Source organism: Martinezella hainanensis (assembly GCF_900094555.1).
Lineage (GTDB): Bacteria > Pseudomonadota > Alphaproteobacteria > Rhizobiales > Rhizobiaceae > Rhizobium > Rhizobium hainanense.
In genome coordinates this window covers 564,830-578,945 of sequence record NZ_FMAC01000002.1, presented here as the reverse complement: position 1 = coordinate 578,945, position 14,116 = coordinate 564,830, and the positions used below count along the sequence as shown (strand labels likewise).

The 14,116-nt window shown below is 58.5% G+C and carries 10 protein-coding genes and 1 tRNA gene; 9 read left to right on the top strand and 2 right to left on the bottom strand.

The window, feature by feature from the left end:
• Positions 1 to 3 precede the first annotated feature (3 nt).
• The gene (gene ilvA, locus GA0061100_RS09215) at positions 4 to 1,254 is read right to left on the bottom strand and encodes a threonine ammonia-lyase (protein WP_075852378.1); all 1,251 of its coding nucleotides are present in this window, start codon (positions 1,252 to 1,254) and stop codon (positions 4 to 6) included.
• A gap of 355 nt (positions 1,255 to 1,609) precedes the next feature.
• On the opposite strand from ilvA, the gene GA0061100_RS09210 reads away from it, so the two are divergent.
• The gene (locus tag GA0061100_RS09210) at positions 1,610 to 1,951 is read left to right on the top strand and encodes a hypothetical protein (RefSeq protein ID WP_075852377.1); all 342 of its coding nucleotides are present in this window, start codon (positions 1,610 to 1,612) and stop codon (positions 1,949 to 1,951) included.
• Positions 1,952 to 2,039: 88 nt separating this feature from the next.
• A tRNA-Leu gene (locus GA0061100_RS09205) sits at positions 2,040 to 2,125 on the top strand.
• Between the two features lie 80 nt (positions 2,126 to 2,205).
• Here the strand turns inward: GA0061100_RS09205 and wrbA are convergent.
• Positions 2,206 to 2,805, bottom strand: coding sequence for an NAD(P)H:quinone oxidoreductase type IV (wrbA, locus tag GA0061100_RS09200; RefSeq protein WP_075852376.1), 600 nt, complete (start codon positions 2,803 to 2,805; stop codon positions 2,206 to 2,208).
• A gap of 241 nt (positions 2,806 to 3,046) precedes the next feature.
• Between wrbA and GA0061100_RS09195 the strand changes: the two genes are divergently transcribed.
• The 7 genes from GA0061100_RS09195 to GA0061100_RS09165 all read left to right on the top strand — a co-directional run bounded on the left by GA0061100_RS09195 (position 3,047) and on the right by GA0061100_RS09165 (position 14,042).
• On the top strand, positions 3,047 to 3,820 hold the full coding sequence (locus tag GA0061100_RS09195; RefSeq protein WP_075852648.1) for a competence/damage-inducible protein A: 774 nt from the start codon (positions 3,047 to 3,049) through the stop codon (positions 3,818 to 3,820).
• A 115-nt stretch (positions 3,821 to 3,935) separates the two neighbouring features.
• Positions 3,936 to 4,781, top strand: a complete 846-nt coding sequence (locus GA0061100_RS09190; RefSeq protein ID WP_075852375.1) for a universal stress protein — start codon at positions 3,936 to 3,938, stop codon at positions 4,779 to 4,781.
• A gap of 316 nt (positions 4,782 to 5,097) precedes the next feature.
• Positions 5,098 to 5,595, top strand: a complete 498-nt coding sequence (gene gpt, locus GA0061100_RS09185) for a xanthine phosphoribosyltransferase (protein WP_075852374.1) — start codon at positions 5,098 to 5,100, stop codon at positions 5,593 to 5,595.
• A gap of 773 nt (positions 5,596 to 6,368) precedes the next feature.
• The gene (locus GA0061100_RS09180) at positions 6,369 to 10,175 is read left to right on the top strand and encodes a vitamin B12-dependent ribonucleotide reductase (RefSeq protein ID WP_075852373.1); all 3,807 of its coding nucleotides are present in this window, start codon (positions 6,369 to 6,371) and stop codon (positions 10,173 to 10,175) included.
• A 654-nt stretch (positions 10,176 to 10,829) separates the two neighbouring features.
• Positions 10,830 to 11,789 carry a DUF1963 domain-containing protein gene (locus GA0061100_RS09175; protein ID WP_075852372.1) on the top strand — a complete coding sequence of 320 codons (960 nt, stop codon included), beginning with the start codon at positions 10,830 to 10,832 and terminating at the stop codon, positions 11,787 to 11,789.
• Positions 11,790 to 12,049: 260 nt separating this feature from the next.
• Complete coding sequence (locus tag GA0061100_RS09170) at positions 12,050 to 12,784, top strand: phosphotransferase enzyme family protein (RefSeq protein WP_075852371.1); 735 nt, start codon at positions 12,050 to 12,052, stop codon at positions 12,782 to 12,784.
• Between the two features lie 259 nt (positions 12,785 to 13,043).
• Positions 13,044 to 14,042 (top strand): acyltransferase family protein, encoded by a 999-nt coding sequence (locus tag GA0061100_RS09165; RefSeq protein ID WP_244557790.1) that lies wholly within the window; start codon positions 13,044 to 13,046, stop codon positions 14,040 to 14,042.
• The last annotated feature ends 74 nt before the right edge of the window (positions 14,043 to 14,116 follow it).

Here is a 14,116-nt window from a genome sequence, read left to right as displayed (position 1 = left end):
AAGTCAAATGATCAGGTTTGCCAGGATCTCGTTTTCGGTGATGTCCTCGTAGCCCATGCCGGAACTTTCGAAATTGGCGATAAGCTGCTTGAAATTATCGGGATTCTTCGTCTCGATGCCGATCAGGATGGAGCCGAAATTGCGGGCGCTCTTCTTCAGATATTCGAAGCGGGCGATATCGTCCTCCGGCCCGAGCATGTTGAGGAAATCCCGAAGCGCGCCGGGGCGCTGCGCAAGGCGCAGGATGAAGTATTTCTTCAGCCCGGCGTAGCGCATGGCGCGCTCCTTGACATCGGGCAGGCGCTCGAAGTCGAAGTTGCCGCCGGAGACGACGGCAACGATGGTCTTGCCGCGGATGCTGTCGCGATCGAGCTTTTCCAGAGCGGTGATCGCCAAAGCCCCCGCGGGTTCCAGCACGACGCCTTCGACATTCAGCATATCGGTGATGGTGACGCAGATGGCGTTTTCCTCGATAAGCTTGACCTGTTCGGCAGCAAAGCCCTTGAGCGCGGAAAAGTTCAGCTCGCCGATGCGCCCGACGGCGGCGCCATCGACGAAATTGTCGACCTTGGCAAGCGTCACCACCTGCCCCGCCTCGATGCTGCGGCGCAAGCTCGGCGCTCCCGCCGGCTCGGCAAAGGTAAAAGCTTCGCGAGGGAGCGTATCGGCGAAATAGCCGGTGATCCCCGCGGCAAGACCGCCGCCGCCGACGGGAAGAAGGATGTGATCGGGAATGACGCCCTCAGGCAGTTGCTCGGCGATCTCGGCCGCAACCGTCGCCTGCCCTTCGATGATATCGGCATGATCGAAAGGCGGCACCATGACGCCATCGATCTTTTCGACATGCTCGCGCGCGGCCTGATAGCACTGATCAAAGAAATCGCCGAAAAGCTTGATGGTGATGAACTCACCACCGAAGATGCGGGTCTTGTCGATTTTCTGCTGCGGCGTCGTCACGGGCATGTAGACCACACCCGGCACACCGAAATGCCGGCAGTCGAAGGCAAAGCCCTGGGCATGATTGCCGGCGGATGCGCAGACGAAGGTCTTTCCCGTACCACCCTCGGCAATCACCTTGCGGAAGAAATTGAAGGCGCCACGGATCTTATAGGAACGGACCGGTGTCAAATCCTCGCGCTTCAGCCAGATATCGGCACCATAGCGGGCAGAAAGATGCTCGTTCAGCTGCAGCGGCGTTGCGGGAAAAAGGCCACGCATGGCCTCTGTGGCTTCGAGAACAGTCTGTTTGTCCACGGTCTATCCGTCCTTCTTCAATCCACCCCCGCTATGACACAGGAAACATGAGCAAAGAAAGCCTCTTTATCGCGCTTTCGGTCCTGCAATAGCGAGACTGGCCACACCGAACGGGTCATTAACCATTTATGCCCCTGACCGCCGAAACCCCTAAATCTGTGAATTGACAGCCAAGCTCCCTCTGCGTCCAATATGACACAGCCATCATGATGATGGTTAGAGGCCCGCCCTAAATCCGATCCGTCGGCTCCGGCGGGCTTCGCCTATTTCTGAGCGCAAACTTATACTTGTGCCCGGGATTGAGAATCGCGTGAAGGATGCTTATCCCAGTTTTATTCGAGGGGAGAACATCATCATGCGCCTTATACGCCCAGCTATCATTGCGTTCAGTCTCACTGTGCTCGCTTCCTGCACTTCGCAGGAAAAGGGCTTCGAAAAGATCATCCCCATCTTGAAGGAAAGCCCGACAGCGCGAGTACAGGTCATCGACAAGTGCATGTCACAGCACCTGCCCCCCGAAACGCTGGATGAAATCGCTTTCTACGTCAAATCTCAGAGGAGCGAAGCAAAGCGGCTCTTTTGTCAGCGGCTGACGAACGGCTTGGCATCTGGAAAGATCAGCTATGCGGATTTCAAGGCCATGTTCCGGCAGAAGAAAGTGACGCCCGCGCTTGTCAGCGTTCTCAAGGGTCACTGAGCCACGCGCAGCGCTGGCACCTGTCGACCCCTTTCCCGCAAAACATTTCCTTGACTGAATCGCTCAAGTGCTTGATGGGGAAAGGCACGCGGACGTGGCGAAACTGGTAGACGCAAGGGACTTAAAATCCCTCGACCTTTGGTTGTACGGGTTCGACCCCCGTCGTCCGCACCAAAAATCAAACTTCATCAAAGTCCAAACGAAAAAGGCGCAACTTTCGCCGCGCCTCTCTTAATTCACATGCAAAAATCGAATTAGGCCGTGATCTTGGCAGCGATCTTGGCGACGTGGGCGCCTTGGTACTTTGCCGCTTCCAGCTCGATTTCGGAAGGCTGGCGGGAGCCGTCGCCGTTGGTGATGGTGGAAGCGCCGTAGGGCGAGCCACCCTTGACTTCTTCGGTGCCCATCTGGCCCTGGAAGGCATAGGGAAGGCCGACGACGGCCATGCCGTGGTGCAGGAGTGTCGGGATGAAGCCGAGGATGGTGGATTCCTGGCCGCCGTGCTGCGTTGCCGACGAGGTGAAGACCGAGCCGACCTTGCCGACGAGCTTGCCGCCGAACCAGAGGCCGCCGGTCTGATCCCAGAAATTGCGCATCTGCGAGGCGACCGTGCCGAAGCGGGTGCCGGCGCCGACAATGATGGCGTCATAGTCTGCCAGTTCGTCCGGCGTTGCGATCGGGGCTTCCTGATCGAGCTTGAAGTAGGAAGCCTTGGCGACTTCTTCGGGAACGAGTTCGGGCACGCGCTTGACGGTGACGTCTGCGCCGGCGGACTTCGCACCTTCTGCGACGGCATAGGCCATCTTCTCGATGTGACCGTAAGCGGAATAATAGAGAACCAGAACCTTAGCCATAAGAACGTCTCCCGTTTGTTGGACGCATTGAATGTCGAGGAATGTTGTATCAGCGATGCGACAGGGGCACAGCCCCCACGCTCAGAACGCACTGTTCATCCAGCGTAGACGGAAATTCACTTGCAACATCTTGTGATGACCGGCGGTCCGGCAAAAGGAGCGTTTGCATTCGCCGTAAACAACGCTACCTATTTCGGACCTTTTGCGAACGCGCGGATTGCGCATTTTCCTGGATGTCTTCATGTCGAACGAAACCATTGTCACAGCCGCCATGCTCGCCATCGGCGACGAACTGCTCTCCGGCCGGACGAAGGACAAGAACATCGGCCATCTCGCCGATGTGCTGCTGCTGGCTGGCATCGACCTGAAGGAAGTCCGCATCGTGGCCGACGACGAGGACGCGATCGTCTCGGCGCTGAACGCCCTGCGCGGCCAATATGATTACGTCTTCACGTCGGGCGGCATCGGTCCGACCCATGACGATATTACCGCCGATGCCATCGCCAAGGCTTTCGGCGTGCCCTGCGAGCACGATGCCGAAGCCATGCGGATCATGGGTGAAATGTATGCCCGGCGCGAGATGGAGTTCACCGAGGCACGCCAGCGCATGGCGCGCATGCCGGTGGGATCGAAGCATATCGCCAATCCTGTCTCGACCGCTCCCGGCTTCAACATCGGCAATGTCTATGTGATGGCCGGCGTGCCGCAGGTTTTCCAGGCGATGCTCGACAATGTCATCCCGACGCTCAGAACCGGCGCGCGCATCCTGTCGACCGCGATTTCCTGCCCCTATGGCGAAGGCGAGATCGGCACGCCGCTCGGCCTCATCCAGAAGGCGCATCCTGATACCAGCATCGGCTCCTACCCGCGCTATGTCGGCCAATTCTTCTCGACGGAGATCGTCGTCAGGGGCCGCTCGGCAGAGCTGGTTGAAAATGTCGCGGCCGAAGTGCGCGCCATGATCGAAACCATCCGCCAGTCAAAAGCCAAGGAAAATCAGTCGGCTGAAGCCTGATTCTCAACGACGGCGTGCAACCGGCCGGGAACTCTCAGCGCGTTTAGGACGTTATCTCATAGCGGAATGCTGATATCATGATCCGATCCAACCCTTCCGCATGGGAGATCTCTTCATGTCCTACAAAACGATAGTGACCGTTCTCGATAATCCCGACAATACGCGCGTCGCCGCCGCGTTTTCGGCAGCGCTCGCGAAAGAGCATGGCGCCCATGTCGTCGGCCTTCATGCGGAGATCGTCTCGACCGTACCGCTGGTGGCGCCAATGGAAATTCCAGATCCAGTCGCAGTTCAGGCGCTGCAGGATGTCGCTCATAATCAGGCGATTGAAATCGAACGCTTGTTCCGCACGGGAATGGAACGGGCCGGTCTCGACTACGAATGGCACAGCTTTACCAGCACCGTCGGCTACGGCACCGAGCCGCTAATCGAAAGTGCCCGCAGCGCCGACCTGCTTGTGGCCGTGCAGCCGGACCCGGCGAAATATGCGGACTCGCAGGTCGATGTCGAGACCTTCCTGTTCGACAGCGGCAGGCCGGTCCTGTTGATCCCCTATATTCTCAAGGAGCCGAAGCCCATCCGCCGCGTGCTGATCGCCTGGAACGGCTCCAAGGAGGTGGCGCGCGCCACTTTCGATGCAATGCCTTTCCTCAAGGCTGCGGATTCGGTTGAGATCCTCTCGGTCAGCACATCCGACAAGGATCCCCATCCCTCACAGGAAACCGGCGTCCAGATCGCGGCGGCGCTGACGCGTCACGGCGTTCGTGCCAAGTTCGAAACGGCCACCTGCGCCGGCAAATCGACGCCATCGCAGGTCATCGAAAACCGGCTGGCCGACGACAGCATCGACCTGCTGGTCATGGGCGCCTATACGCATTCCTGGCTATGGCAGATGATCTTCGGCGGCACGACGCGCACCCTGCTGCAATCGATGACGGCAATGACGTTGCTGGCCCGCTGAGCGGCTGAAAGCTCAAATCCTGTGGCAACCGGTGCAAATGTGCATCGGCTGGCCGCTTCGCAGCTATTGCCTTTTGCCCGCAAATCCAGCAGAAAGCAGCGACCGATGACAGAATTCCCGCCAGGGAACCGTTCGCGCGGTCGAAGGAGCATGATCCCGAAAAGCATATGGCTTTTCCTGGACGAGATCCTGTTCAAGCAGATGGCAAGCGAATCGCGTTCCGGATTTGGTTCTTGGTCCGCGCCCGCCGCGGGGTCTGCTCAGGGTCGCCGGTGCTACCGGTGTGTTATTATTCCATGCCCCGGAGCCTTCTGCCATGTCCCTGCCCGATAAAGCCTTCCCCGTATCCTGGGATCAGTTCCATCGCGATGCGCGCGCGCTTGCCTGGCGGCTTGCCGGCCTCAACCGCGAATTCAAGGCGATCGTCTGTATCACCCGCGGCGGCCTGGTGCCGGCTGCCATCATCTCACGCGAGCTCAATATCCGCCTGATCGAAACGGTCTGCGTCGCCTCCTATCACGACTATTCCAGCCAGGGTGAAATGAACCTGCTGAAGGGCATCGCACCCGAACTCTCGGTCAATGGCGGCGAAGGCGTCCTCGTCGTCGACGACCTTACCGATACCGGCAAGACGGCCCTCGAAGTCCGGGCCATGTTGCCGAATGCGCATTTCGCCTGCGTCTATGCAAAGCCGACCGGTGTGCCAACCATCGACACCTTCATCACCGAAGTCAGCCAGGATACCTGGATCTACTTCCCGTGGGACATGGGCTTCACCTATCAGGAGCCGATCGCCAAGGGCCATCGCGGCTGATCTCCAGCTGACGGCAGCGCGAATCAGTCACGATCCGTGCGCCTTGGCGAAATATGATTCGGATGACGGTAATAGAGGTGGGCGCTGCGGCGCCCACTAGATTTAGTGGGCGTCACAAAGGCGAGAAAGCGTGAGATTCAAGGCTTTCGGTGCGAATCATGATGCTCCACGGCATGAATTTGCTGCGCTGCCAATGGCATCGAGGTCACGGTCACAATTTTGTCGCTTTCGACTCCGGCAGTGATGATACTTGTTGCGTCAACGGTCGCGCGAAGGGCGAGCATCTCTCCCCAAGCTCTTGAATCTCTTGCCCTACTGGCGTTTCCCCAATTTCCACAGGCAAGCCCACAAGATATTGTGGTTAACAATCCCTAGCAAACCACCCCTTGACGGAATCGGGTCTTTCAAAGTTAATGGACGACGTTGCGGCGGCGACTGGACCAGGCGGGTTTACGAGGGCTGGTTCTCAATTCGAAATCGAATTTGGATTCAAGGCGATTGACCCTTCTGCGGTGGTCGCCGTGAGGGTTTTCGTGTCGATGTCGAAGCTGCCAAAAAATACATGCGGGGACTGGCGGCAATAAGCTGTTAATACTATATTTAGTGTTTGCAGCCACCATCACCACAAGATACAGGAAAGACATCTCCGGGTGACACCTCCTGTCAGAAAGCGGATCAGAGACTGGCTGCGCGTTGAATTCGCGATGCCGGAATGAGAATATCTGCGCCCAGTTTTCATGCGGGCGCGCACCAACGAATGAAGGATTGGGACCATGCGCATCGAACGTCGTTTTACGAAGGCCGGCCAGTCACCTTATGCGGAGATAGAGTTCCGCAAGGCGACGAGCGAGATCAAGAATCCTGACGGTTCGATCGTGTTCCGCCTCGAAAATATCGACGTGCCCGCGCAGTTCTCGCAGGTTGCCGCCGACATTCTCGCGCAGAAATACTTCCGCAAGGCCGGCGTTCCCGCCAAGCTCAAGAAGGTTGAGGAAAACGACGTTCCTTCCTTCCTGTGGCGTTCGGTTCCCGACGATGCCGCCATGAAGGATCTGGCCAAGGATCAGCAGAGCGGTTCGGAAACCGATGCACGCCAGGTCTTCGATCGCCTCGCCGGCACCTGGACCTACTGGGGCTGGAAGGGCGGCTACTTCTCGTCCGAAGAAGATGCCTCCGCCTTCCGCGACGAGCTTGCCTACATGCTCGCCACCCAGCGGGTCGCACCGAATTCGCCGCAGTGGTTCAACACCGGCATGCACTGGGCCTACGGCATCGACGGTCCCGGCCAGGGCCACTATTATGTCGACCCGTTCACCGGCAAGCTCACCAAGTCCAAATCGGCCTATGAGCATCCGCAGCCGCATGCCTGCTTCATCCAGTCGGTCGAGGACGACCTCGTCAACGAGGGCGGCATCATGGATCTGTGGGTTCGCGAAGCCCGTCTGTTCAAATACGGTTCCGGCACCGGCTCGAACTTCTCGATGCTGCGCGCCGAAGGCGAAAAGCTTTCCGGCGGCGGCCGTTCTTCCGGTCTGATGAGCTTCCTCAAGATCGGTGACCGCGCTGCCGGCGCCATCAAGTCGGGCGGCACGACCCGCCGCGCCGCCAAGATGGTGGTCGTCGACATCGACCATCCGGATATCGAGGACTACATCAACTGGAAGGTCAAGGAAGAACAGAAGGTTGCCGCCCTCGTCACCGGCTCCAAGATCGTCGCCAAGCACCTGAAGGCGATCATGAAGGCGACCGTCAATTGCGAAGGCGACAATGACGATTGCTTCGACCCGGCCAAGAACCCTGCCCTGAAGCGCGAGATCCGCGCTGCCAAGAAGGACCAGGTTCCGGAAAACTACGTCCAGCGCGTCATCCAGTTTGCCCGCCAGGGCTACAAGGATCTCGAATTCAAGACCTACGACACGGACTGGGATTCGGAGGCCTACCTCACCGTATCCGGCCAGAACTCCAACAACTCCGTTTCCATCAAGGACGACTTCCTGCGCGCTGTCGAGAATGATGGCGACTGGAACCTGACCGCCCGCAAGGACGGCAAGGTCGTCAAGACGCTGAAGGCCCGCGACCTCTGGGAATCGATCTCCTACGCCGCCTGGGCATCGGCCGATCCGGGCCTGCACTTCAACACGACGATGAACGACTGGCACACCAGCCCGGCTGCCGGCCCGATCCGCGCATCCAACCCGTGCTCGGAATACATGTTCCTCGACGACACGGCCTGCAATCTCGCCTCGCTGAACCTGATGACCTTCAAGGACGCAGCGACGAAGCGCATCAACATTGCCGACTATGAGCATGCCGTCCGCCTCTGGACCGTCGTTCTCGAAGTCTCCGTGATGATGGCGCAGTTCCCCTCGCGCCGTATCGCCGAGCTTTCCTACGAATACCGCACGCTCGGCCTCGGCTACGCCAATATCGGCGGTCTGCTGATGTCGTCGGGCATTCCCTATGACAGCGACGAAGCCCGCGCCATCGCCGGCTCGCTGACCGCGATCATGACCGGCATCGCCTATGCGACCTCGGCGGAAATGGCCTCCGAGCTCGGGACCTTCCCGATGTTCAAGCCGAACCGCGAAAACATGCTGCGCGTCATCCGCAACCATCGCCGCGCCGCTTACGGCGAGACTTCGGGCTATGAGAGCCTGTCGGTCAATCCGGTGGCGCTGATCCATTCCGACAATCCGGACCAGGATCTCGTTGCCCATGCCAAGGCTGCCTGGGACAAGGCGTTGGACCTCGGCGAAAAGCACGGCTACCGCAACGCACAGGCAACCGTTATCGCGCCGACCGGCACGATCGGTCTCGTCATGGATTGCGACACGACCGGTATCGAGCCGGACTTCGCCCTGGTGAAGTTCAAGAAGCTCGCAGGCGGCGGCTACTTCAAGATCATCAACCGCGCCGTTCCGGAAGCGCTGCGCACGCTCGGCTATTCCGAAAGCCAGATCGCCGAGATCGAAGCCTATGCCGTCGGCCATGGCAACCTGAACCAGGCTCCGGCCATCAACCCCTCGACGCTGAAGGCCAAGGGCTTCACGACCGAGAAGGTCGACGCCGTCAACGCCGCTCTGAAGAGCGCCTTCGACATCAAGTTCGTCTTCAACCAGTGGACGCTCGGCGCCGACTTCCTGAAGGGCACGCTGAAGGTTTCCGACGAGCAGATGGCCGATATGAGCTTCAACCTGCTCGACCATCTCGGCTTCTCCAAGAAGGACATCGAGGCTGCGAACATCCACGTTTGCGGTGCGATGACGCTGGAAGGCGCTCCGTTCCTCAAGAACGAACATCTCGCCGTCTTCGATTGCGCCAATCCTTGCGGCAAGATCGGCAAGCGTTACCTCTCGGTCGAAAGCCATATCCGTATGATGGCTGCCGCCCAGCCCTTCATCTCGGGTGCAATTTCCAAGACGATCAACATGCCGAACGAGGCGACCGTCGAGGATTGCAAGACCGCCTACATGCTCTCCTGGAAGCTTGGCCTTAAGGCGAACGCTCTCTATCGCGATGGCTCCAAGCTCAGCCAGCCGCTGAACGCCTCGCTGATCGAGGACGACAGCGACGAGGATGCGCTGGAGGAGTTCCTGCAGGCTCCGGCGGCCGCACAGGCTGTCACCATCACGGAAAAGATCGTCGAGCGCGTGATCGAAAAGGTCATCCGCACGCAGGAAAAGCTGCCGAGCCGTCGCAAGGGTTACACCCAGAAGGCCAAGATCGGCGGGCACACGATCTTCCTGCGCACCGGCGAATACGACGACGGCCGTCTCGGCGAAATCTTCCTTGATATGAACAAGGAAGGCTCAGCGCTTCGCGCCTTCATCAACAACTTCGCGATCTCCGTCTCGCTCGGCCTGCAGTATGGCGTGCCGCTCGAAGAGTATGTCGACGCCTTCACCTTCACCAAGTTCGAGCCGGCCGGCATTGTGACTGGCAATGACGCCATCAAGAATGCCACGTCGATCCTCGACTACGTGTTCCGCGAACTGGCGATCTCCTATCTCGGCCGTCACGATCTCGCCCATGTCGACACGTCCGACTTCAACAACACGGCGCTCGGCCGCGGTGTTTCCGAAGGCAAGGCCGATGTCGTCTCCAAGGGCCTCACCCGCGGCTACAAGCCGACGCTGGTTCCGACATCCGGCGAGCGTCCGGCCGCCGAAGTCAAGGGGTCGGCAACCGCCGCCCCTGCCCGCGCTGCCTCGCTTTCGACCGTGACAGCCTTTGCCGGCAACACGGTGCGCAAGCTGGAGCCGGCAGGCGCCGTCTCCACTTCCGAAGTCGTCGCCTTCAAGCGCGATTATGAGGAGCGTGCCAAGGAACTGGCCGAAGAGATCGCCGAGGAATTGGCAAGCGAAACCGCGGAGACCACCGGCCTCTTCAGCGACAAGGCCGCGAGCGACGCAGCAGCCGCGAAAACGGACGCCAAGAAGCTGGAATCCGAGCGCCGCGCCCGCTCCATCATGCAGGGCTATACCGGCAACATGTGCACCGAGTGCCAGAACTTCACGATGGTCCGCAACGGCACCTGCGAGAAGTGCGACACCTGCGGCGCGACGAGCGGCTGCAGCTGAGCGTTCGACTGATCGCCCAGGTGTAGGCAGCCAGTGATTTTGACCGGCAGCCACTAGAATGACGCAGTAAAACGAAGGCCGCAACGTCCACTGCGGCCTTCGAGACTCAGAGAACCGCGAAAAAGCCGCCCATCGCCCCCATGTGAGGAAGCGCGCTTCCGGTCCGCTGGTTTCGTTATTTCTTCTTCTCTTGATCGCGATGCCACTTGATGGCGAAGAACATGCCCGTGCCTAACACGAGAAGCTTGAGCGGAAAGAAGACTATAGGGAACCAATCCCACATTTCGGATATTTCCAGGCTATTACTTGACACTCTATCGTGGGGGAGCACTACCTCAAAACTGCAGCATACAACATCAGCCATGTTGACGCAGATGAGATCATAACATTCCCATCACATGGCATGAGTGGGCTCGCCCCATGTTTCCGGACAGGTTGTTTAACCTAACAAGCTGGTGACCGCCTCCGGCGCATTCTTGCCACCTCTATCACAACCGCAGCGTCCGAAACGGGCCAACATTCTTGGTCAAGGTGCTAGGAAAGCAGCGCTTACCCCCTTCCTTACGCGGGTGGTAAACAGGCTACCTGGCGCTTTAAAGCTAAAAAAACCGACCTAAATCCCCATCAAAAAGCTGCGCGAACGAAGAGGACTTGATGGCCGCGTTTCTGACCAAGGAAGATATTAGGCGCGCCTTGGCAGATGAAAATCTGTCGCAATTTGAAGATCGTGTCCTCGCTACCGTGAAACCTGCCATCGATTTCGTTCGTCGACAGAGAAAAGATAAGGATCTCCCGATAGGTATCAGCAAGATGGGAGGCCTTCCGGATCTGCCGACAGGATTTCGTTGGCCGACCCGAACCGCTCTCGCCCACGAAACCGGCAACGAGCCCACGACCTCCCGTGACATCTATGATCAGATGCGAGAAGAGGCGCGCCGAAGGGAGTTCTCGCTGGCGTTCTTCGCGCAACTGAACTTGAATACGCTCTCGCTTGAAGCCGGCTTCGATCTGGATCTCCCCGACAGCGGAATACTGTATATTTTCGAAGATATAACCGACTACGACGAGCATGAGGCGTATCGCGTTTTTCGAATTGAAGAAAATCTGGGACGACTGGAGAGACATACACCTCCCGAGGAATTGGTTCTCCTGTCTGATGCGAAGGATCCTACTCTACCATTTTCCGATCAGCAGATGGCAGAAGTGCTCGAACCCTGTTCGATCCTGACAGTGCCGTTTCACTGGCTCCAATCGTCAGGCTCATTTTATTCCCGGATGTATGACTTCCTCGAGAAGCCGAGCACGGATTATTGTCCGGTTATAGAGGCTACCGATGGCGAGAACGTCAACCCATTCGGCGATCGTCTGGGAGGATGGCCCGTACCCATTCAGCACGATCCAGAGCCGAAGTTCAGGGATGATCGCTCACGTTCTTTCTTGCCGGGAAACGACGAAATTCGTCTTTTGTTTTCATGGGGCGGCGAATATTTCGCTGGTACGCGCCTAATGCATTCCGATCTCAGTGGCGACGGAGTAATGCATCTAATGATGCATCGGGAGGACATGCTCGCCGGTCGTTTCGACAAAGCAAAGGCCCTCTATCAATATACATAGCCCTGTCGCCTCTCGGAACAATCATCATGGCCGATTGCCTCGCACGCATGCCTGCATACCTTCGAGTAGGCACCTTGTCAGGAAACGTTCGACTCGATAGCGAGGAATCGTAGCCTTGAGGGGCGCTGCAAACTCCTGGATGTCCCTAGAGCATATGTGACAACGTCAACTTGCCGAGCTTGCTGAACTCGAGTTAATTGGCTTGTCCGCGCCTGCGGCCAAGCAAGTTCAGCACTGATGATGCGCTGAGGGTATCACCAATGGGATGGGAAGCACTCTGGCAATGGGGTGAAGATGTAGTTCGCGTCGAACCACTCACCGGTGGAGTAGCCAACGACGTGTGGAGCATTCGCATCCGCGGGCAGATTGCGGTCGGTCGTCTCGGCTCCAGGCCCGACGCTGATCTCTCATGGGAAACCGAGCTACTCCGGCACCTCGATCGTGCAGGTATGACCGTTCCGGTGCCAATCCCGACGACGGATGGCCGGCTGTTCGTGGATGGTCTGGTGGTGATGAAATATATGGAAGGCAGACCGCCCGAGACGGAATCCGATTGGCGTCGCGTTGCCGACACGCTTCGCGAACTGCATCGGCTGACGCAGGGCTGGCCGCAGCGTCCCGGCTGGAAATCGTCGACCGATCTCCTGCATGTCGAGACCGGAACGAGGGTCAATCTTGCCGCGATGCCGCGCGAGGGCGTTATTCGATGCCGAGCAGCGTGGGCGCGGCTCGTCGGGCGTCAGACATGCGTTGTCCACGGCAACCCAAGCAACCCCAGTAATATCCGCATGACCGCAGATCGCGTTGCGCTGATCGACTGGGATGAGTCACATGTCGATGTTCCAGATCTTGACCTCGTGTTGCCCGACAACGCTGCCGACCTTGACGATAGTGCCTATGACATCGCCTCGCAGGCGTCTGCCGCTTGGGAGGCTGCTGTCTGTTGGCGCGACGAATACGCGATCAAGCGGCTTGCCGAAGTTCGCGCGGTCTGAGCGATTTCGGCGGCATGACGGAAGCCCTTGGCTTTATCACCGTTCACGCCAAAGCATCCCAATTGCCCGATTTCGGCCACGAAACCGGCGGGAAATGATCCATTTTCATTGAAATTGTTGCTGCAGCAATATGCAGCAATATTCGGTCCGCCGAGCCTCAAACCCGTCATGCACGGTGCCCGGCCTTTCGACGCATTTTATCGCTAAATCCGGCCTTTAGGGCGTCGGCGATAGCAGTTCAGTCGCGCGAGGCACCGTCTTGAAAATCGGCAGTGATATCACGAGCATTCAATATCTGCGGGCCATCGCCGCAATTTCCGTTCTTTGCTTCCATGTCTGCGAAACATATGGCCTGGACTTCAAGAGCGGAGCAGCGGGGGTCGATATATTCTTTGTCATCAGCGGCTTCATCATGTGGGTTACGACCGACGGAAGGTCGCTCGGCCCGCAGGAATTCATGTGGCGCCGGCTCATCAGGATCGTGCCGCTTTACTGGATTGCGACGGCAGCAACTTTCGTCATCGCCGTACTGAAGCCACAGTTCTTCTTCGACGCGAATTCGAGCATCGAGAATTTGATCGGCTCGCTGTTTTTCGTGCCCTTCATGAAGGGTGAGGCATTGCAGCCCGTCGTCGAGCAGGGATGGACGCTCTCCTATGAGATGTTCTTCTATCTCATCTTTTCGATTTCACTGCTTCTGCCTGAGTTCAGGCGGCTATGCTTCCTGATGGCGGCTCTGGTGACTGTCGTGATGGCGCATTACCTGTTGCCCCTCGGCTATCTCAGTGTTTTCACCCAGCCGGTCATTCTGGAATTTGCGGCCGGCATTGTCATCGGGCGCCTGTGGAAACAGGGCTTTCGGCTACCTTTTCCTGCGGCCATCGGCTTGATGGTCATCGGAGTCGTGCTGCTTGTGGCGAGCGACCCGCTGATCCATTTGGAACGGGCTATCCGCTGGGGCATACCGGCAGTGTTGCTAGTGTCAGGCGCTGTTTTCGCGGAGCGGGAACGAGGCGTGCCCCAGTTGGCATTCCTGCATTTCCTGGGGAACGCCTCCTATTCCATCTATGTTTGGCACGTCCTCACCGGCATCCTGGTCACCGCGCTGCTTTTGCGCGTCGGGATGCCGCACAACATGCAGCCTGTGCCCATCGCATTGGGTTCGCTGGCCTTTGCCATCGTCTGCTACTTGTGCATCGAACGCCCGCTACAGCGAAAAATGCGCTTGTCGCGTCCGCGGCCGGCCTATCGCAGCTGACGCGCCAGAGTGGGCGGCCAGATATCGGTGGACCGAAACGCCTCAGGTTACGATTGCGCGCGGTCGTCAAAGGG

What these genes read in the sequence shown, in the direction of transcription:
- GA0061100_RS09190 (WP_075852375.1), top strand. Translation starts at nt 3,936, where the DNA reads ATGTCCTACAAAACGATAGTGACCGTTCTCGATAATCCCGACAATACG.
- gpt (WP_075852374.1), top strand. Translation starts at nt 5,098, where the DNA reads ATGTCCCTGCCCGATAAAGCCTTCCCCGTATCCTGGGATCAGTTCCAT.
- GA0061100_RS09210 (WP_075852377.1), top strand. Translation starts at nt 1,610, where the DNA reads ATGCGCCTTATACGCCCAGCTATCATTGCGTTCAGTCTCACTGTGCTC.
- wrbA (WP_075852376.1), bottom strand. Translation starts at nt 2,805, where the DNA reads ATGGCTAAGGTTCTGGTTCTCTATTATTCCGCTTACGGTCACATCGAG.
- GA0061100_RS09170 (WP_075852371.1), top strand. Translation starts at nt 12,050, where the DNA reads ATGGGATGGGAAGCACTCTGGCAATGGGGTGAAGATGTAGTTCGCGTC.
- GA0061100_RS09180 (WP_075852373.1), top strand. Translation starts at nt 6,369, where the DNA reads ATGCGCATCGAACGTCGTTTTACGAAGGCCGGCCAGTCACCTTATGCG.
- GA0061100_RS09175 (WP_075852372.1), top strand. Translation starts at nt 10,830, where the DNA reads ATGGCCGCGTTTCTGACCAAGGAAGATATTAGGCGCGCCTTGGCAGAT.
- GA0061100_RS09195 (WP_075852648.1), top strand. Translation starts at nt 3,047, where the DNA reads ATGTCGAACGAAACCATTGTCACAGCCGCCATGCTCGCCATCGGCGAC.